Annotated in this window: 14 protein-coding genes; 5 read left to right on the top strand and 9 right to left on the bottom strand. The window is 72.3% G+C overall.

What is annotated here, in order from left to right; all coding sequences use genetic code 11:
* Window positions 1-360: 360 nt before the first annotated feature.
* Window positions 361-882 carry a universal stress protein gene (locus tag IEJ02_RS29690; protein WP_137978075.1) on the top strand — a complete coding sequence of 174 codons (522 nt, stop codon included), beginning with the start codon at window positions 361-363 and terminating at the stop codon, window positions 880-882.
* Window positions 883-1,508: 626 nt separating this feature from the next.
* Here IEJ02_RS29690 and glmS read toward each other — a convergent pair.
* The 3 genes from glmS to IEJ02_RS29675 form a co-directional block, all read right to left on the bottom strand.
* On the bottom strand, window positions 1,509-3,341 hold the full coding sequence (gene glmS / locus IEJ02_RS29685; RefSeq protein ID WP_191067698.1) for a glutamine--fructose-6-phosphate transaminase (isomerizing): 1,833 nt from the start codon (window positions 3,339-3,341) through the stop codon (window positions 1,509-1,511).
* A gap of 146 nt (window positions 3,342-3,487) precedes the next feature.
* A complete protein-coding gene (locus tag IEJ02_RS29680) occupies window positions 3,488-3,763 on the bottom strand; it encodes a hypothetical protein (protein ID WP_037953108.1) in 276 nt (91 codons plus the stop codon).
* Between the two features lie 199 nt (window positions 3,764-3,962).
* Window positions 3,963-4,886, bottom strand: coding sequence for a DUF4429 domain-containing protein (locus IEJ02_RS29675; protein WP_191067639.1), 924 nt, complete (start codon window positions 4,884-4,886; stop codon window positions 3,963-3,965).
* A 103-nt stretch (window positions 4,887-4,989) separates the two neighbouring features.
* On the opposite strand from IEJ02_RS29675, the gene IEJ02_RS29670 reads away from it, so the two are divergent.
* Window positions 4,990-6,663: a beta-N-acetylhexosaminidase gene (locus IEJ02_RS29670; RefSeq protein WP_191067638.1), complete on the top strand. Its 1,674-nt coding sequence runs from the start codon at window positions 4,990-4,992 to the stop codon at window positions 6,661-6,663.
* Window positions 6,664-7,245: 582 nt separating this feature from the next.
* Here the strand turns inward: IEJ02_RS29670 and IEJ02_RS29665 are convergent.
* Genes IEJ02_RS29665 through IEJ02_RS29645 form a run of 4 tightly spaced genes read right to left on the bottom strand, consistent with a single transcriptional unit; the run spans window position 7,246 to window position 13,543 of the window.
* Window positions 7,246-8,412: an acyl-CoA dehydrogenase family protein gene (locus IEJ02_RS29665; protein WP_191067637.1), complete on the bottom strand. Its 1,167-nt coding sequence runs from the start codon at window positions 8,410-8,412 to the stop codon at window positions 7,246-7,248.
* A 3-nt stretch (window positions 8,413-8,415) separates the two neighbouring features.
* Window positions 8,416-9,348, bottom strand: a complete 933-nt coding sequence (locus IEJ02_RS29660) for a hydroxymethylglutaryl-CoA lyase (RefSeq protein WP_191067636.1) — start codon at window positions 9,346-9,348, stop codon at window positions 8,416-8,418.
* Window positions 9,348-11,840 carry an ATP-binding protein gene (locus IEJ02_RS29650; protein ID WP_223864671.1) on the bottom strand — a complete coding sequence of 831 codons (2,493 nt, stop codon included), beginning with the start codon at window positions 11,838-11,840 and terminating at the stop codon, window positions 9,348-9,350. Before IEJ02_RS29650 ends, IEJ02_RS29660 begins: the two co-directional genes overlap by 1 nt.
* A 50-nt stretch (window positions 11,841-11,890) precedes the next feature.
* A complete protein-coding gene (locus IEJ02_RS29645; RefSeq protein WP_137978071.1) occupies window positions 11,891-13,543 on the bottom strand; it encodes a carboxyl transferase domain-containing protein in 1,653 nt (550 codons plus the stop codon).
* A 103-nt stretch (window positions 13,544-13,646) separates the two neighbouring features.
* On the opposite strand from IEJ02_RS29645, the gene IEJ02_RS29640 reads away from it, so the two are divergent.
* From IEJ02_RS29640 to IEJ02_RS29630, 3 genes are all read left to right on the top strand, one after another.
* Window positions 13,647-14,312 carry an SACE_7040 family transcriptional regulator gene (locus IEJ02_RS29640; protein WP_191067635.1) on the top strand — a complete coding sequence of 222 codons (666 nt, stop codon included), beginning with the start codon at window positions 13,647-13,649 and terminating at the stop codon, window positions 14,310-14,312.
* 251 nt (window positions 14,313-14,563) lie between these two features.
* Window positions 14,564-15,721, top strand: a complete 1,158-nt coding sequence (locus IEJ02_RS29635) for an acyl-CoA dehydrogenase family protein (protein ID WP_191067634.1) — start codon at window positions 14,564-14,566, stop codon at window positions 15,719-15,721.
* Between the two features lie 59 nt (window positions 15,722-15,780).
* Window positions 15,781-16,683 carry an acyl-CoA thioesterase gene (locus tag IEJ02_RS29630; RefSeq protein ID WP_137978069.1) on the top strand — a complete coding sequence of 301 codons (903 nt, stop codon included), beginning with the start codon at window positions 15,781-15,783 and terminating at the stop codon, window positions 16,681-16,683.
* 48 nt (window positions 16,684-16,731) lie between these two features.
* Here IEJ02_RS29630 and IEJ02_RS29625 read toward each other — a convergent pair whose 3' ends face one another.
* Complete coding sequence (locus tag IEJ02_RS29625) at window positions 16,732-17,541, bottom strand: phosphatase (RefSeq protein WP_370467153.1); 810 nt, start codon at window positions 17,539-17,541, stop codon at window positions 16,732-16,734.
* 152 nt (window positions 17,542-17,693) lie between these two features.
* Window positions 17,694-19,115, bottom strand: a complete 1,422-nt coding sequence (locus tag IEJ02_RS29620; RefSeq protein WP_191067632.1) for a DEAD/DEAH box helicase — start codon at window positions 19,113-19,115, stop codon at window positions 17,694-17,696.
* Window positions 19,116-19,154: the final 39 nt, after the last annotated feature.

Raw genomic sequence — 19,154 nt, 5'->3', positions numbered from 1 at the left:
GCCCGGCCCGCCCCCAGGTCACTGCCGGGCGGCCGCACGGCGTACCGCGGCGGCCCCGCCGGGCCGGGGTCCGGGCCGGGGTCCGGGCCGACAGGGGACCACTTGGGGCATTGCGTTACGGGCCGCCCTCCGGCATGCTCCGGGGAACGCTTCGGGCGGCTCCGCTCCCGTGGCGACCTCTGGGCAGGTGGTGAATGCCGCCGTACCCTTGGGGGTAAGGGCTTGGAAAGATGAATCCCGGACGGATTTCGACCCCTCGAGACCGCCCCCGAGCTCCAGCGGAGCTCAAGTCCCCCGACAACCCCCTACCTGAGCCCCCGCCGATCCCTCCGCACGAGGACATCCTTCGCCGAGACACCGATGGCCGGTTACGAAATCCCCGAACCCGCGGACCGCAAGCGGGTCGCCGATCACATGGCGCACCCCGAAGCGGCGGAAGAAACACGTCATTCCTGCGATCCAGCGTTCCAGCACGGTGTTGTGGTGGGATTCGACGGCTCCATGTCGAGCGAGCGAGCCCTCGCCTACGCGATCGGCATGGCCCGGCGCTCCGGCTCGGGGCTGATCATCGTCCATGTGGCCAACCGGCTGCCGACGACGGTCTGGGCGGGCTGTGAGCCGCCGGTCTTCGTCGACGTCCCCGATCACCGCACCGAGGTGCTGGGGCTCGAGCTGGCCTGCGCCGATCATCTCTCCGAGGTGCCCTGGATCCTCGTCGAACGGGGCGGGGACATCTGCCATGAGCTGGAGGAGGTCGGCCGGGAGTACGCGGCCGACGCCATCGTGGTGGGCTCCACGCACGGGCTGGTGGGGCGGATCTTCGGCTCGGTCGCGGGGCGGCTCGCGCGGCGGGCGCAGCGGCCCGTCGTCGTCATCCCCTGACCATCCGACCGTCTGACCGTCCGTCCGTCGTCGTCTTCTGGGCGTCCGCGCGCCGTCGCCCCCCTGAGCGCGTCCGCGCGTCGTCACCCCTGAGCGTCTGCGTGCCGTCATCCCCTGAGCGCCCTCGGGCCTCTTCTCGCGGGCCGTCCTGCCCATCCCGCCGCCCTTCCTGCCCGCTCTTCCGGGCCGTCCTGGCTGCTTCCTGGGCCCTTCGGCCCTTCTGGGTTCGCTTGAGTCCCTGAGACTCTGGACGCACGGCACCCGGCGCGCCTCCTCGTCAAGCGATGTTGTTCATTCCGAAACCTCTGCCGTCGGCACGACATGGCGCGGGGGCCTGGAACCGGACACCCTCAACTCCCCTTGACCGCAGGTGAGATGGCGTCAAGTCCGCTTGACAACGGACGAACCTACCCGTGCGTAGAGGTGGATTGTGCGTTTGTGAGGGGTACAAACCGTTCGATCGTGCTGTCGCGCGGGAAGTGACGGTTCCCGCGCGACGGCCAGCCGCCGGCGTATGAGAGGCGACGTCGGCGAAGGGGAGGCGGCCCCCGCGTGCGTGGTGGCACACGCGGGGGACCGCCGAGGGATCCACCGAGGGATCCGTCGAGGTCGCGGGCGGTGCGGGCCTATTCGACCGTCACCGACTTGGCGAGGTTGCGGGGCTTGTCGATGTCCCGGCCGAGCGCCAGCGCCGTGTGGTAGGCGAGCAGTTGGAGCGGAATGCCCATCAGGATCGGGTCGAGCTCCACCTCGTTGCGGGGGACCACGATCGTGTGGTCCGCCTTCTCCTGCTCCCGGTGGGCCACGGCCAGGATCCGGCCGCTGCGGGCCTTGATCTCCTCCAGCGTCGCGCGGTTCTTCTCCAGCAGGTCGTCGTCCGGCAGGACCGCCACGGTGGGCACCTCGGGCTCGATCAGCGCGAGCGGCCCGTGCTTGAGCTCGGAGGCCGGGTACGCCTCGGCGTGGACGTAGGAGACCTCCTTCAGCTTCAGGGACGCCTCGCGCGCCACCGGGTAGCCGCGGACCCGTCCGACGAACATCATGCTCTTTGCGTTCGCATATTCCGCGGCGAGCTTTTTGATCTCCTCCTCGCCGCGCAGCACCTCGGCGATCTGCTCCGGCAGCTTGCGCAGCCCGGCGATGATCCGCTTGCCGTCGGCGACCGAGAGGTCGCGGATCCGGCCCAGGTGGAGGGCGAGCAGGGCGAAGGCGACGGCGGTGTTGGTGAAGCACTTGGTGGAGACGACGCACACCTCAGGACCGGCGTGGACGTACACCCCGCCGTCCGTCTCCCGGGCGATCGCGCTGCCCACGACATTGACCACGCCCAGCACCCGCGCGCCCTTGCGCTTGAGCTCCTGGACGGCGGCCAGCGTGTCGTAGGTCTCGCCGGACTGGCTGACCGCGATGTAGAGGGTGTCCGGGTCCACCACCGGGTTGCGGTAGCGGAACTCGCTCGCGGGCTCCGCGTCCGCCGGGATCCGGGCCAGTTCCTCGATCAGCTGGGCGCCGATCAGGCCCGTGTGGTACGCCGAACCACAGCCGAGGATCTTGACCCGGCGCACCCCGCGCGCCTCGCGGGCGTCCAGGTTGAGCCCGCCCAGGCGGACGGTGGAGAAGCGGTCGTCGATCCGCCCGCGCAGCACCCGGTCCACGGCGTCGACCTGCTCGTGGATCTCCTTGTGCATATAGGTGTCGTGGCCGCCCATGTCGTACGACTCGGCCTCCCACTCCACGGTGGTGGGGGAGGTGGAGGTGCGGCTGCCCTCGGTGGTGTAGGTGCGGTAGTCGTCGGCCTTGAGGGTGGCCATCTCGCCGTCGTCCAGGGTGACCACCTGGCGGGTGTGGCTGACCAGCGCGGCGACGTCCGAGGCGACGAACATCTCCTTCTCGCCGATGCCGAGCACCACCGGCGAGCCGTTGCGGGCGACGACGATGCGGTCGGGGAAGTCCGCGTGCAGCACGGCGATGCCGTAGGTGCCCTCGACCATCGCCAGCGCGTGGCGGACCTTCTCCTCCAGGGTGGGCGCCTGGGAGCGGCCGATGAGGTGGGCGAGCGTCTCGGAGTCGGTGTCGGAGACCAGCTCCACGCCGTCGGCGGCCAGCTTGGCGCGCAGATCGGCGGCGTTGTCGATGATGCCGTTGTGGACGATGGCGACCTTGCCGTCCGCGTCCAGATGCGGATGGGCGTTGATGTCGTTGGGCGCGCCGTGGGTGGCCCAGCGGGTGTGGGCGATGCCGGTGGTGCCCGCGAACCGCTTGGGCAGCTTGGCCTCGAGGTCCCGGACCCGGCCCTTGGCCTTGGCGGTCTTCAGCCCGGCGCTCTGGGTGCCCTTGGCGGGCTTGCCCTGGATCGCCAGCCCCGCGGAGTCATAGCCGCGGTACTCCAGTCGCTGCAGCCCCTCCAGCAGCAGCGGTGCCACATCGCGTTTCCCGATGTATCCGACGATTCCGCACATGGTGTTCAGGCCCTCCCATTGGATCGCTCGTGCATGCTCGTGCTCGTGTCCGGCGGTGGCGGCCGCCGTCGTGGACCGGCGTCGTACCGGCGTCATGCCGGTGCGCACCAGTGCGCACCAGTGCGTACAGGTGCGTACCGGCGTGGTCAGCCGTAGACGATGCGGCGCAGCTGGCGCAGCGAGAGTTCGGGCGGGGCCACCGCGCGGTACGGCAGCTCGGCCGTGATCCGCTCGAAGATGTCCGCGTTGGTCAGCCCGCCGGACTGGAGCTCGCGGTGGCGGCGCCGGACGAACTCCTCCGTCGTCTCGTCGAAGTACGCCAGGACGTCCAGCACCACCCGGCCCGCCTCGCCGCGGCTGAGCGGCGTACTGCGGACCAGGTGGTCGATAAGGTCATCGTGGGACATACGGCGGTCGAGCATCCGTAGATACTGCGATGCGGCGCGGTGTTTCGCAACATTCCTGCCCGATATCGGGCAGGGTTGGGCCTCGGTGACGGAAAATCCGGCCCTCGGCGGCGGGGGAACCGTCTTCCAGGCGCGGGGAAACCGTCCCTCGGTCGCGGGGGAGCCGTCTCTCAGGCGCGGGGAAACCGTCCCTCGGTCGCGGGGGAGCCGTCTCTCAGGCGCCGGAGAAGCGGCGGAGCACGGCCTGTTTGGCGGTGGTGAACTCCTCCTCGGTGAGGATCCCGCTCTGGTGAAGATCGCCGAGTTCGCGCAGCCGTCGCAGCAGGACGTCGTGATCCACCTCACCCTCGTCGCCCCCGGCGGGCGGGGCGTCCGCGGGCGTCGGCTCGGGGGCGGGGGCGGGGGCGGGCGGCTGGGCGGCGAGCGCCTTCGCGGGGGCGCCCGGATGCGGCATCCGCGCCATGACGGCCGCCGCGACCAGCGCCATCAGCGGATCCTTCTTGAATCCGTACAGCACCACGGCGTGCGGGTCGTACTTGGGCGCGGCCGTCGCCGTGGCCTTCGCCGTGACGAAGCGGAGGTAGCCGTTCTCCAGCCCGGCGGCCGGGACCCACTCCACCATCTCCAGGTCGGGCAGGAGGATCGTGCGGGGACCGCCGGACTTCTTCGACTCCTCGGTCTTCCAGTTCCAGTCCAGCCGGACCCGCTCCCCGTCGAAGGAGGCCGTGGCGTCGCCCGCCGACGCCGAGATCGGCACCGAGGGGCCGGGCAGCACATAGCGGTCGCAGGGGCCGGGCGGCACCTGCTCCAGGGTCAGCGCCTGGCGGACCTCGTCGACCAGATACTCGGCCAGGTCCCTGCGCTCCGGCTCCACCGAGAGCTGATACGGATCGGCGGCATCCGGCAGCTTGCCGCCCGTGGCCTGGAGCACCGGGTCCGCCCCCTCGCGCAGGCGCAGCCGCAGCCGGCCCGACTTCCGCCCCGGCTCGTAGGCCACCCCGGCCAACGCCACCAGGGGGACGGTCAGTTCGCCGAGCGCCTGCCGTACGGCGTGCACGCCGCGGTCCCGTCCCGGGACGATCCGGATCGCTTCCCCGTCAAAACTCCAGGCGCCATCGCGCTGGGTGATTTCCGCCATGCGGTGAATTCTGACAGGCGCTCAGCGACACATTGGTCTACACCTTGACCGCAACTGACCCTCGCGGTACCCAAGATGCCACGTTTCGTTGAAGGGATCCCCTGTGAGACGACGCCGTGCTCGACTTCTGTGTTCCCTGCTGCTGACCGTGGTGGCCGGGGCGGGGACCGCAGCCTCCTCCGCCTCCGCTTCTCCGGCTTCTCCCTGGTCCTCTCGCCCGTCCTCCGCTTCCGCCACTTCCTCCGCTTCCGCCCAAGGCGCCGCCGCGGCCGCACCGACCCCGCTGGACCGGGTCGTGCCCGCGCCCGCGTCCGTACGGCCCGCGGCGGGCTCGTACGCGATTCGCCCCGACGCCCGCATCCGGGTGTCCGGCTCCGACGGCTCGGCGCGCCCGGCGCGTCGGGTGGGCGACTACCTGGCGCGGGTGCTGCGTCCCGCCACCGGCTTTTCGCTGCCCGTCACCACGCGGTCGGGTGACGACGGCATCCGGCTGCGGCTGACGCCCAAGGCGGCCGGGGTGCGGACACTGGGCGAGGAGGGGTACCGGCTCCAGGTCACCGGCCGCGCGATCACCCTCACCGCACGCGCCTCCGCCGGGCTGTTCCACGGCGTCCAGACGCTGCGGCAGCTGCTGCCCGCGTCCATCGAGCGCACCACCCGGCAGCCGGGCCCCTGGCGGGTCTCCGGCGGCACCATCACCGATGTGCCGCGCTACGCCTGGCGGGGCGCGATGCTCGATGTCTCGCGGCACTTCTTCGGTGTGGACCAGGTCAAGCGCTATATCGACCAGCTGGCCCTCTACAAGATCAACAAGCTGCATCTGCATCTCTCGGACGACCAGGGGTGGCGGATCGCGATCGACTCCTGGCCGAAGCTGGCCAGGCACGGCGGCTCCACACAGGTCGGGGGCGGGCCCGGCGGCTACTACACCAAGGACGACTACCGCGAGATCGTGGCTTACGCGGCCAGCCGTGAGCTGACCGTCGTCCCCGAGATCGACATGCCGGGCCACACCAACGCGGCGCTCGCCTCGTACGCGGAGCTCAACTGCGACGGCGTCGCCCCGCCGCTCTACACCGGCACCGAGGTCGGTTTCAGCTCGCTGTGCGTGCCGAAGGAGGTGACGTACGACTTCGTGGACGACGTCATCCGCGAGCTCGCCGCGCTCACCCCCGGCCGCTATCTCCACATCGGCGGTGACGAGGCCCACTCCACCAGCCATGAGGACTATGTGGCCTTCATGGACCGGGTGCAGCCGGTGGTCGCCAAGTACGGCAAGACGGTGGTCGGCTGGCACCAGCTGACCGGTGCGCACCCCGCGAAGGGCGCGATCGCCCAGTACTGGGGGACGAACGGGAGCGAGAAGGAGGTCGCGGACGCGGCCAAGACGGGCACCAAGCTGGTCCTCTCCCCGGCCAACCGCGCCTATCTGGACATGAAGTACGACGCCAATACGCCCCTGGGGCTCGACTGGGCGGGGTACGTCGAGGCGAAGCAGTCCTACGACTGGGACCCGGGCACGTACATCAAGGACGCCCCGGCGTCATCGGTGCTCGGTGTCGAGGCGCCGCTGTGGTCGGAGACCCTCCAGACCAGCCCGCAGATCGAGTACATGGCCTTCCCTCGCCTCCCCGGCATCGCGGAGCTCGGCTGGTCGCCCGCGAGCACGCACGACTGGAGCGACTATCGGATGCGGGTGGCCGCGCAGGGGCCCCGCTGGGATGCGATGGGCATCGCGTACTACCGCTCCCCGCAGATCCCCTGGCCCACGAGCTGAGGCCGCCGCTCGGCCGAGGGCTCCGGGCCTCCGCGTGGCCGAGGGCCCCGGGCCTCCGCTCGGCCGAGGCCCGGGGCTCCGCCCCGCCCAGCGCGGGCCGCGACCTCGACGCTACGGGCGGCCCTGGCGCTAGGTGTGTTGTCCGGTGGCTCGTGACGCCTGCGGCGGGCTGCTTTCCCCTACCCGCCCCTTCCCACAACTGGGGCCCCGCCCCAGCCCCCGGAACCCAGGGGCGGAGCCCCTGCCGCGCGGTGGAACGTCTGCCGTGTGGCGGAGCCCCTGCCGTGTGGCGGAGCCCCTGCCGTGCGGTGGAGGTCCTGCCGTGCGGTGGGGCGCCTGCCTTGTGGCGGGGCCTCTGCCGTGCGGTGGGGCGCCTGCCGTGTGGCGGAGCCTCTGTCGTGCGGCGGGGTCCTGCCGTGTGGCGGAGCGTCTGCCGTGCGGGGGAGCCGCGTATCGGTACTGCTGGTAGGGGCGGGGAGGGGCAGCATCGATGTGTGGCTCCGCCGCGTGGTCTGCCAGACACCCGTAGGGGCGGGGCGCCCCAGTTGGGGCGGGCGCTCGCCGGGTGGGCTCCATTGGTGCTCAGCTCGCGAAGCCCAGCTCTCGGGCGATCAGCGTGCGCTGGACCTCGCTCGTGCCCTCGCCGATCTCCAGGATCTTGGAGTCCCGCCACATCCGGGCCACCGGATACTCGTTCATGAAGCCGTAGCCGCCGTGGATCTGGGTGGCCTCGCGGGCGTTGTCCACCGCTACCTCGGAGGAGTAGAGCTTCGCGATCGACGCCTCCTTCTTGAACGGCTCGCCGAGCACCAGCCGGGACGCCGCGTCGCGCCAGGCCACCCGGGCCATATGGGCGCGCATCTCCATGTCGGCCAGCTTGAACTGGATCGCCTGGTTGGCGCCGATGGGGCGGCCGAACGCCTCGCGGGTCCTGGCGTACGCCACCGACTCGTCCACACAGCCCTGGGCGAGCCCGGTGGCCAGGGCGGAGATCGCGATCCGGCCCTCGTCCAGTATCCGCAGGAACTGGGCGTAGCCCCGGCCCTCCGCGCCCAGCAGGTTCGCGGCCGGGACCCGGCAGTCGGCGAACGACAGCTCGCGGGTGTCCGAGGCGTTCCACCCCACCTTGGAGTAGGGGGCGGCCACGCTGAAGCCGGGGGTGCCGGACGGCACGATGATCGAGGAGATCTCGGGGCGGCCGTCCTCCTTGCGGCCGGTGACGGCGGTGACGGTGACCAGCGCGGTGATGTCCGTACCGGAGTTGGTGATGAAGCACTTGGTGCCGTTGATCACCCACTCGCCCGTGGCCTCGTCCAGCCGGGCCGTGGTGCGGGTGGCGCCCGCGTCCGAGCCGCCGCCAGGCTCGGTCAGGCCGAAGGCGCCCAGGGCCTCCCCGGAGCAGAGCCCCGGCAGCCAGGTGCGCTTCTGCTCCTCCGTGCCGTAGAGGAAGATCGGCATCGCGCCGAGCGAGACCCCCGCCTCCAGGGTGATCGCCACCGAGGAGTCCACCCGGGCCAGCTCCTCCAGGGCGAGGCAGAGCGCGAAGTAGTCCCCGCCCATACCGCCGTACTCCTCCGGGAAGGGCAGGCCGAACAGGCCCATCCGGCCCATCTCGCGGACGATCTCGTACGGGAACTCATGGTGCTCCCAGTACTCCCCGATCTTGGGGGCGACCACATCATGCGCGAACGCCTCTACGGTGCGGCGCAGTTCCTCGTGTTCGGGGCTGAGTCGGTGGTCGATCGGCATGGCTCAGATCTCCTTCTGGGAGAGGGCGCGGACGGTGCGGGACGGGCTGGGCCGGCCCAGATGCCGGGCCATCCACACGCTGGTGGCGGTGAGACGGCCGATGTCGACCCCGGTCTCGATGCCGAGGCCGTCGAGCATCCACACGAGGTCTTCGGTGGCGAGGTTGCCGGTGGCGCTCTTGGCGTACGGGCAGCCGCCGAGGCCGCCGGCGGAGGCGTCGACGGTGGTCACGCCGTGCTCGAGCGCGGCGAGGGTGTTGGCGAGCGCCTGGCCGTAGGTGTCGTGGAAGTGCACGGCCAGCCGGTCGTCGGCGACGCCCGCCTCGTTGAGCGTGTCCAGCAGCTCCCGCACATGGCCCGGAGTGGCCACGCCGATGGTGTCGCCGAGGCTGATCTCGTCGCATCCCATGTCCATCAGCCGGCGGCTGACCGAGACGGTCTGGGAGATCGGGACCGGGCCCTCCCACGGGTCGCCGAAGCACATGGACAGATAGCCGCGCACGGCCGCGCCCGCGTCCTGGGCCTTGGCGACGACCGGCTCGAACATCTCCAGCGCGCCGTCCACCGTGCGATTGAGGTTGGCCTTGGCGAAGGACTCCGTGGCGCTGGCGAAGACGGCGATCTCGCGCGCGCCCAGCGCGAGGGCACGGTCCAGCCCGCGCTCATTGGGCACGAGCACGGGGAGCCGGGCGTCCACGTCGTCGATGAGCGCCATCAGCTCCTCGGCGTCGGCCAGTTGGGGCACCCACTTGGGGTGGACGAAGCTGGTGGCCTCGATGGTGGTGAGACCGGCCTCGGCGAGCCGGTGGATGAACTCGGCCTTGATGGGCGCCGGGACCAGCGCCTTCTCGTTCTGCAGCCCGTCCCGGGGGCCCACCTCGTGGATTCGGACCCGGGTGGGCAGCCCGGGGGCGGGGACGGTCATGGGGAGGGTCATCACTCACGCTCCTCGCTCTGGTGCGGCTCGTGCGGGGTGACGACCGCCAGCAGCTGATCCATGGCGACCGTGCTGCCGGGGGTCACCTCGAGCTCGGTGACGGTGCCGTCGTGCGGGGCGGAGATGAGGTGCTCCATCTTCATCGCCTCGACCACCAGCAGCCCCTGACCGGCGGCGACCTCGTCGCCGACGGCCGCCTTCACGACGGTGACGGTGCCGGGCATGGGCGCGGTCAGCTCCCCGGCGTGCGCCGCGGCGGCCCCGCCCCGCAGCGCCTCCTCCACGGGGTCGTGCCCGACCACGCGCCAGGCGTCCCCGTCCCGCCCCAGCCAGTGGCTCGCGCCGTGCGCGGCATGCCGGAAGCGGTGGGTGACCCCGCCGAGGTCCAGCAGCACGGTGCCCTCGTCGAGGGCGACGAGCCGCGCCCGCATGGCGGCACCCGCGTCGGCCGCCGGGCGCCATGTGGCGTCCGCCCCCGCGTGGGCCGGAGCGGTGGTCGTGCCCGCGCCCGCGTCGGCGGCCGGGCGCGGGTCCGTCGCGCGCGGGGCCGTGTCCACTGCCTCGTGCACCCCGCCGGGGCGGCGGTCCGCCGCCGCGTGATGGGCGGCGGCAGCCCGCTCGTCCACCTCCGCTTTCGGGGCGCACACACTGGCGCCGGTGACGGCGGAGCCGGGGCTGGTCCGGGTGGCCGGGCCCTCCGCGCCGCCTTCGCCCGGGGCGCCCAGGGGTGGGGTGGCCTCGGCCGCCGCGTCCTGTGGCCCACCGGGCCGGTCCGTGGTGGGGGCGGCCGCCGCCCAGGTGCTGCCGTCGGGGTGCTCGATGCGGACCTCCGCCTCGTGCGCGCGGCCGCGCACGCGGACCGTCACCGGGGGGTGGCCCGCTACGCGGAGGCGGTGGACCGTCCAGGCGGGGTCGCCGCCGAGGCGCCAGCCGGTCGGCACCGAGAACGGATCGACCCACACGTCCGCGGCCGGGCCGCCGAGGCCGGAGCCGCCGGGCTCCGGGCGCCCACCGGATCCGCCGCCACGCGGAGCGGCGGGCTCCAGGGCCGCCTGGCGCAGCAGGGCCGCCGTCGCGTAGACCTCCTCCGGTATGGCCGCCGGGATCAGCTGGGCCGCCGCGCGGTCGACCAGGCCCGTGTCGAGCTCGCCCGAGGCGACCGCGGGGTGGGCGGCCAGACGGCGCAGAAAGCCGGTGTTGGTGTCCACGCCGAGGACGGTCAGGGAGCCGAGGGCGGCGCGCAGCCGGCGCAGGGCGGTGGGGCGGTCGGGGCCATGGGCGATGACCTTGGCGAGCATCGGGTCGTAGACCGTGCCGACCTCGGTGCCCTGGCTCAGCCCGGAGTCGACCCGCACCCCCTCGCCCTCCGGCTCGTCCAGCGCCAGCACAGTGCCGGCCGAGGGCAGGAAGTCCACCCGGCCGTCGGCCGCCGCGCGGGCGGTCTCGGCGCAGATACGGGCCTCCACCGCATGGCCCGCGAAGGCGATCTCGTCCTGCCCGAACGGCAGCGGCTCGCCCGCGGCGACGCGCAGCTGCCACTCCACCAGGTCCAGGCCGGGCCGCCCGCCGACCGACACCGTCAGCTCGGTCACCGGATGCTCCACCTGGAGCCGGGTGTTCATCTCCATGAAGCAGTACGCCGACGGATCGTCGCCCGGCACGATGAACTCGACCGTGCCCGCGCCCACATAGCCGCACGACCGGGCCGCCGCCACCGCGGCCTCGCCCATCCGCGCCCGGGTGGCCTCGTCCAGCAGTGGGCTGGGCGCCTCCTCGATGATCTTCTGATGGCGGCGCTGGAGCGAGCACTCGCGCTCCCCGAGGTGGACCACATGCCCCTGACCGTCCGCCAGCACCTGGATCTCGATGTGCCGGGGCCGGTCGATCCAGCGCTCCACCAGCAGCGTGTCATCGCCGAAGGCGCCGCGCGCCTCCCGCCGGGCGGCCGCGATCTCGTCGGCGAGCAGCGCCTCGTCGCGGACCAGCCGCATGCCCTTGCCGCCGCCGCCCGCCGAGGGCTTCAGCAGCACCGGCGTCCCGATCTCCCGTGCGGCGGCGGTGAGCTGCTCGTCCGTCAGCCCGCTGCCCGAGGAGCCGGGCACCACCGGCACCCCGGCCGCGCGCACGGTCTCCTTGGCGCGGATCTTGTCGCCCATCAGCTCGATGGCCCCGGCGGGCGGGCCGATGAAGGCGAGCCCGGCGTCGGCGCAGGCGCGGGCGAACGCCCCGTTCTCCGCGAGGAAGCCATAGCCGGGGTGGACGGCCTGGGCGCCGGTGCGGGTCGCGGCCTCCAGCAGTCGCTCGATGGACAGATAGCTCTCCGCGGCGGGCGCGGGGCCGATCCGCACCGCCGTGTCCGCCTCGCGCACATGGCGGGCGTCCGCGTCCGCGTCGCTGTAGACGGCGACCGAGCGCACCCCGAGCCGCCGCAGGGTGCGGATGACGCGCACGGCGATCTCGCCGCGGTTGGCCACCAGGACGGTGTCGAACATCGCGGGCGACGGGCCGGTCGCCTTCGTGGCACTCATCGGGTGCATCCCCCTCACATCCGGAAGACGCCGTAGCCGGGCGCCACGGGTTCGGCGGCCGTACGGCCGGGCAGCGGTGCGTTGGCACAGGCCGTAAGGGCGAGGCCGAGCACCGTGCGGGTCTCCAGGGGGTCGATCACGCCGTCGTCCCACAGCCGGGCGGTGGCGTAATAGGCGTTTCCCTGCGTCTCGTACTGCTCGCGGACCGGGGCCCGGAACGCCTCCTCTTCCTCGGCGCTCCACTCCTCGCCGCGCGCCTCCATCTGGTCGCGCTTGACGGTGGCGAGCACGGAGGCGGCCTGCTCACCGCCCATTACGGAGATCTTGGCGTTGGGCCACATCCACAGGAAGCGCGGCGAATAGGCCCGGCCGCACATCGAGTAGTTGCCCGCGCCGTAGGAACCGCCGATGACGACGGTGAGCTTGGGGACGCGGGTGCAGGCCACGGCGGTGACCATCTTGGCGCCGTGCTTGGCGATACCGCCCGCCTCGTAGCTGCGGCCCACCATGAACCCCGAGATGTTCTGCAGGAAGACCAGGGGGATGCCGCGCTGGTCGCACAGCTCGATGAAGTGGGCGCCCTTCTGGGCCGATTCGGAGAACAGGATGCCGTTGTTGGCGACGATGCCCACCGGATGGCCCATGATCCGGGCGAAGCCCGTGACCAGCGTGGTGCCGAACTCGGCCTTGAACTCGGCGAACCGCGAGCCGTCCACCACCCGCGCGATGACCTCCCGCACGTCGTACGGCGTCCGCGAGTCGACCGGGACCGCCCCGTAGAGCCCCGCCGGGTCCACCGCGGGCTCCTCGGAGGGCTCCAGCGGCCACGGCGGCGACCCCTGCCGCATCGGGGACGGCGGCAGGGTGGCGACGATGGAGCGGACGATCCGCAGCGCGTGGGGGTCGTCCTCGGCCAGGTGGTCGGTCACGCCCGAGACCCGGGAGTGGACCTCGCCGCCGCCCAGCTCCTCCGCCGAGACGACCTCACCGGTGGCCGCCTTCACCAGCGGCGGCCCGCCCAGGAAGATCGTGCCCTGCCCGCGCACGATCACGGCCTCGTCGCTCATCGCCGGGACATACGCCCCGCCCGCCGTACAGGACCCCATCACGGCCGCGACCTGCGGAATCCCGGAGCCGGACAGCCGCGCCTGGTTGTAGAAGATCCGCCCGAAGTGGTCGCGGTCCGGGAAGACCTCGTCCTGCATGGGGAGGAAGGCACCGCCGGAGTCGACCAGATAGACGCACGGCAGGTGGTTCTCCAGCGCGACCTCCTGGGCGCGCAGATGCTTCTTCACCGTCATCGGGTAATACGTGCCGCCCTTGACCGTGGCGTCATTGGCGACCACGACCACCTCGCGGCCCGACACCCGCCCGATCCCGGCGATCACCCCCGCCGCCGGGGCCTGGCCCCCGTACATCCCCTCGGCCGCGAGCGGTGCCAGCTCCAGGAACGGGGAGCCCGGATCCAGCAGTGTGTCCACCCGGTCGCGCGGCAGCAGCTTGCCGCGCGCGGTGTGCCGCGCCCGCGCCTTCTCCCCGCCGCCCAGGCGCGCCACGGCCAGCTTCTCGCGCAGCCGCGCGGCCAGCTCGCGGTGCCCGGCCTCATTGGCCTGCCAGGCGTCGGACCCCGGGTCGGCGCCGCTGCGCAGCGCCGGTGCCTGCTCCATGGCTACGAGCCCCCTCGTTCGGTCCCGCTCGGTACCGTTAGTGAACGTTAACTACTCCCCACCAGGTTAACGACCACTAACCCCGCTGTCTAGAATTGCGTCCATGAGCACGCAAGCACCCGCCCCGAGCCGCCGTGAGCAGATCCTCAAGGAGGCCGCCCGCCTCTTCGCCGAGCGCGGCTTCCACGGCGTCGGCGTCGATGAGATAGGCGCCGCGGTCGGCATCAGCGGCCCCGGTCTCTACCGCCACTTCCCCGGCAAGGAGGCGATGCTGGCCGAGCTGCTCGTCGGGATCAGCGGCCGGCTGCTGACGGGCGGCAAGCGGCGGGCCGCGGAGGGGGAGGGGGCGGGGCGCGCCCCCGCGGAGGTGCTGGACTCGCTGATCGAGGGGCATATCGACTTCGCCCTCGACGACCGTCCGCTGATCATCCTCCACGACCGCGAGCTCGACCGGCTCCGGGACACCGACCGCAAGCTGGTGCGCTCCCTCCAGCGGCAGTACGTGGAGCTGTGGGTCGAGGTGGTGCGCAAGGTCTACCCCCGGCTCGCCGAGGCCGAGGCCCGCGCGTGTGTCCACGCCGTCTTCGGGCTGCTCAACTCCACGCCCCACCTCGGCCGCCCCGGAGCCCTCCCGGGGCGCGCGGCCACCGCCGCCCTGCTGCACCGGCTGGCCCTGGGCGCCTTCGACGGCGCCCATGGCGCGGACGGCGCGGCGAGTGAGCCGAAGGGGCGCGCCGCTGTCGGCGAGCAGGGCGCGCGCAGGTCCTGATGTGTGATCGACATGCGGCTGCCGCCGCGCGGAGGACCGAGCACGTTCGAGTCGTCGACAGGGGACACCTCCCAGCGGTAGCCGGGGGAGAGTCGAGCCCTATAAGGCTGGACAGGCTGGGTAACTCGCGGGTAGCTTTCACTGAGCAAGCGCTTAGGTGAGCGTTGCCAAGCCATCATTGAGGAATCACGACGGCGGCCGGGCGGATCCGCGGGAGCGGCGGCGGCTTAGCCGCGAGGAGGGCCGCCAAAATGCGCCGCACGGTGTTCAACGAGGACCACGAGGCGTTCCGGGAGACCATCCGCGACTTCATCGCGGCCGAGGTCGTGCCGTACTACGACGCGTGGCGGGAGGCCGGCCAGGCCCCGCGCGAGTTCTACAAGAAGCTCGGTGAGCTCGGTGTCTTCGGCATCGAGGTGCCCGAGGAGTACGGCGGGGCCGGCGAGACCAGCTTCAAGTTCAACGCCGTCATCACCGAGGAGACCGCCCGCGCCGGGGTCAGCTTCGGTGGCAGCAGCGTCCACACCGCGCTGTGCCTGCCGTACCTGCTCAAGTACGCCAACGAGGAGCAGAAGCGGCGCTGGCTGCCCTCCTTCGTCACCGGCGACATGATGACCGCCATCGCCATGACCGAGCCCGGCACCGGCTCCGACCTGGCGGGCATGAAGACCACCGCCAAGCTCTCCGAGGACGGCACCCACTACGTCCTCAACGGCGCCAAGACCTTCATCACCGGCGGCGTCCTGGCCGACCGGGTGCTGGTCTGCGCCCGCACCGCCCCGCCCACCCCCGAGGACCGCCGCGGCGGCATATCCATCCTCGTGGTGGACACCAAGAGCGAGGGCTACGCGGTCGGCCGCAAGCTGGAGAAGCTGGGCCTGAAGACCTCCGACACCGCCGAGCTCTCCTTCACCGACGTCAAGGTGCCGGTGGAGGACCTGCTGGGCGAGGAGGGCAAGGCGTTCGGCTACCTCGCCCACAACCTGCCGCAGGAGCGCCTGGGGATCGCCGTCGGGGCGTACGCACAGGCCGCGGCCGCTGTACGGTTCGCCACCGAGTACGTCCGGGACCGTACGGTCTTCGGCCAGCCGGTGGCGTCGTTCCAGAACACCAAGTTCGTGCTCGCCGACTGCAAGTCCGAGGTGGACGCGATGCAGGCGGTCGTGGACCGGGCCCTGGACGCGCACGACGCCGGTGAGCTGACCGCCGCCGACGCCGCCTCCGCCAAGCTCTTCACCACCGAGCGCGCCGCCGTCGTCATCGACAGGTGCCTGCAGCTCCACGGCGGCTACGGCTACATGATGGAGTACCCCATCGCCCGGCTGTACGCGGACACCCGCGTCAACCGGATCTACGGCGGCACCAGCGAGGTCATGCGGTCCATCGTCGCCAAGTCCATGGGTCTGTGACGACCGTCATGACCAGGGGCAACAGGGCCGCAATACGGGTCTGCAAGACTGCTTGAATCATGAGTGACGCACTTCAGGGCCTCCTCGATCTGCTCGACCTCGAGCAGATTGAGGAGGACATCTTCCGTGGCACCAGCGACGCCGCACCCCTCGTACCGCGGGTCTTCGGCGGTCAGGTCGCCGCCCAGGCCCTGGTCGCCGCGGGGCGCACCGTGCCCGAGGACCGCTCGGCGCATTCGCTGCACGCGTACTTCCTGCGGCCCGGCGACCCCGGGGCGCCCATCGTCTACACGGTCGACCGGATCCGGGACGGCCACTCCTTCACCACCCGCCGGGTGGTCGCCGTCCAGCACGGACAGCCGATCTTCCATCTCTCGGCCTCCTTCCAGCTGTACGAGGACGGCCTCGAGCACCAGGAGCCGATGCCGGACGTCCCCGACCCGCTCTCCCTGCCCACCGCCGAGGAGCTGCTGCCCCGCTATGAGCACCTCTTCCTCGGCCCCGGGGTGACCGAGCGGATGCTCCAGGCGCGGGCCGCGGTCGATGTGCGGTACGTGGACGAGCCGCCGTTCGGCAGCGTCGGACGGCCGCGCGAGCCCAAGTCGCAGGTTTGGTTCCGGACCGACGGCAAACTGGACGGCGCCGCCGACCACCCCCTGCTCCACGTCTGCCTGGCGACCTATGTCTCCGACATGACGCTGCTGGACTCCGTGCTGCTCGCCCATGGGCGCGGCGGCTGGGCGGTCGGCGACATCGTCGGGGCCAGCCTGGATCACGCCATGTGGTTCCACCGGCCGTTCCGGGTGGACGACTGGCTGCTGTACGACCAGGAGAGCCCCTCCGCGTCCGGCGGACGCGGGCTCGCCAAGGGCCGTATCTTCACCGCCGACGGGCGGCTGGCCGTCTCCGTGATCCAGGAGGGGGTCATGCGGGTGCCGCGCGGGAAGAGCGGGAAGAAGTGAACGCGGCGGCCCGGAGCCGTCGGAAACCGGGCCGCCGGGACCAGCCCGTCAGAACTGGGCCGTCAGCCCCGCCGCGTCCAGCAGGTACGCCGTCATCGCGTCGTAGAACCTCGGGTTGGTGACGTGGTCGTCCAGCGGGACCACCACCGACAGCGTCCCCTCGGACTCGCCGAGGAAGAGCGCCGGGTCGTTGCAGTCCGCGTAGCCCACCGCGTCGATGCCCCGCTGCCCCGCGCACCCCGCCCAGCCGTGGTCGGCGACCACCAGATCGGGCAGCGGCCGCCCCTCGTGGGCCAGCCCGTCGAGGATCGCCGCCATGGGCGCGGGGGAGTGGGTGTGCCACAGCGTGGCGCCCCGCTCCAGCATCGCCACATCGCAGAACTGGAAGACGTACCCCTCGTCCGCCTGCAGCCCGCCCGGGATCTCCACGATCTCGCACCCGGCGGCCCGCAGCGCCGCCGCCGTGGCCCGGTGGACCTCCAGCAGCCCGCCCGGGTGCCCGGTGGCGAACAGCACCCGCTCGCTCGCCTCCGCCGCCTTCCGCAGCACCGACGCCATCCGGTCCAGCGCGCCGACCGTCAGCTCCGGGTCGATGGTGTCCTGCCCCGAGCGGTGCTGCGGGTCGTCCACCACACCGCACCGCTCGGCCATGACCGCCAGCACGTCCTGCTCATCGGTCCAGCGGTCGCCCAGCTCCAGGCCCAGCCAGTAGTGGCGGTCGCCGTTCGCGAGCTTGCGGTAGTGGGAGAGGTTGTTCTCACGAGGGGTGGCGACGTCGCCCGCGATGCGCGTACGGACGAGATGGTCGATCAGTTCGGCACGGCTGGGCACGGCGCTGGGTATCGGCATGTGGCCCATTGTCGCCTCTCCGACGGGGGAATGGGGACATCCACCGTCGGTCGGGCCTGACGCGATCATGGCGAAATGCCGGATGTCCGCCCGGACGGCCGCCGCATGTCCGCCCGGACAGCCGCTGCCCGGGCCCCGCACCGGCCCTCACGGCCGGGCCGTCAGGACCGGGCCTGACGGCGGGGCCGACGGCTCCTGGCGGGGCGACGGGCGGCCTGGCCCGCACGGCGCGGCTGCGGCGGCACGGGCGCGCTGATGGTCACGGGAACGCCGGAGGGATCCTGCGCGCCGGTGATACGGGTGAGTTCGGGGTCGGCGGAGTGGACCCGGGCGGTCCGGGGAGTGATGCCCGCGTCGGCCATGAGACGGACCATGTCCCGGCGCTGGTCCGGAGTGACCAGCGTGATGACGCTGCCGGATCCGCCCGCACGGGCGGTACGGCCACCACGGTGCAGATAGTCCTTGTGGTCCGCGGGCGGGTCGACATTGACGACGAGATCGAGATCGTCCACATGAATGCCCCGGGCGGCGACGTTCGTGGCCACCAGCGCGGTGACATGGCCGGACTTGAAGTGGTCCAGGGTCCGGGTGCGCTGCGGCTGGGACTTGCCGCCGTGCAGCGCGGCCGCCCGTACGCCGCTGGTCAGCAGATGCCGGGTCAGCCGGTCGACGCCGCGCTTGGTGTCCAGGAACAGGATGACGCGGCCGTCCCTGGCGGCGACCCGGGTGACGACGGAGCGCTTGTCGGTGTCCTCGATGTGCAGCACATGGTGCTCCATCGTGGTGACGGCACCGGCGGACGGGTCGAGCGAGTGCACGGCCGGGTCGTGGAGGAACTGGCGCACCAGCAGGCCGATGTTGTGGTCGAGGGTCGCGGAGAACAGCAGGCGCTGGCCGTCGGCGGGGACCTGCCGCAGCAGCCGGGTCACCTGGGGCAGGAAGCCCATGTCGGCCATTTGGTCGGCCTCGTCGAGGACCGTGACGGACACCTGGTCCAGTCGGCAGTCGCCGCGTTCGATCAGGTCCTGGAGGCGTCCGGGGGTCGCGATGACCACCTCCGCGCCGCCGCGCAGGGCCTCGGCCTGGCGGTTGATGGACACTCCGCCGACCACGGTGGTCGGGCGCAGCCGCAGCCGCCGGGCGTAGGGGGTGAGCGCGTCGGTGACCTGCTGGGCCAGCTCCCGGGTGGGGACCAGCACCAGGGCGAGGGGGCGGCCGGGCTCCGCGCGCCGCCCGGCGGTGCGGGCCAGCAGGGCGAGGCCGAAGGCGAGGGTCTTGCCGGAGCCGGTGCGGCCACGGCCCAGGACGTCCCGGCCGGTGAGGGCGTTGGGGAGGGCGGCCGCCTGGATCGGGAAGGGCACGGTGACGCCCTGCTGGGCCAGCTCGGCGAGCAGTTCCTCCGGCATGTCGAGCTCGGAGAACGACGTGACGGCGGGCAGTACCGGGGCGGAGCCGGGCGGCAGGGCGAATTCGTTTCCGCCGTCCTTTCCGCGGGCGTTTCCGCCGGTGGAGCGGGGACGGCCCTTGCCGGTGGAGCGGGAGGGTGCGGGTTTTTTGCGGTACGAGCGGGCGGATCGGCTCAATGTGGTGCCTTCTGCTGGGCGCGGTCTGCGGAAACGCGG

It is taken from the genome of Streptomyces sp. 5-10, from assembly GCF_014712245.1.
GTDB classification, from domain to species: Bacteria; Actinomycetota; Actinomycetes; order Streptomycetales; family Streptomycetaceae; genus Streptomyces; species Streptomyces violaceusniger.
This window is presented reverse-complemented; position numbering and strand designations above follow the sequence as displayed.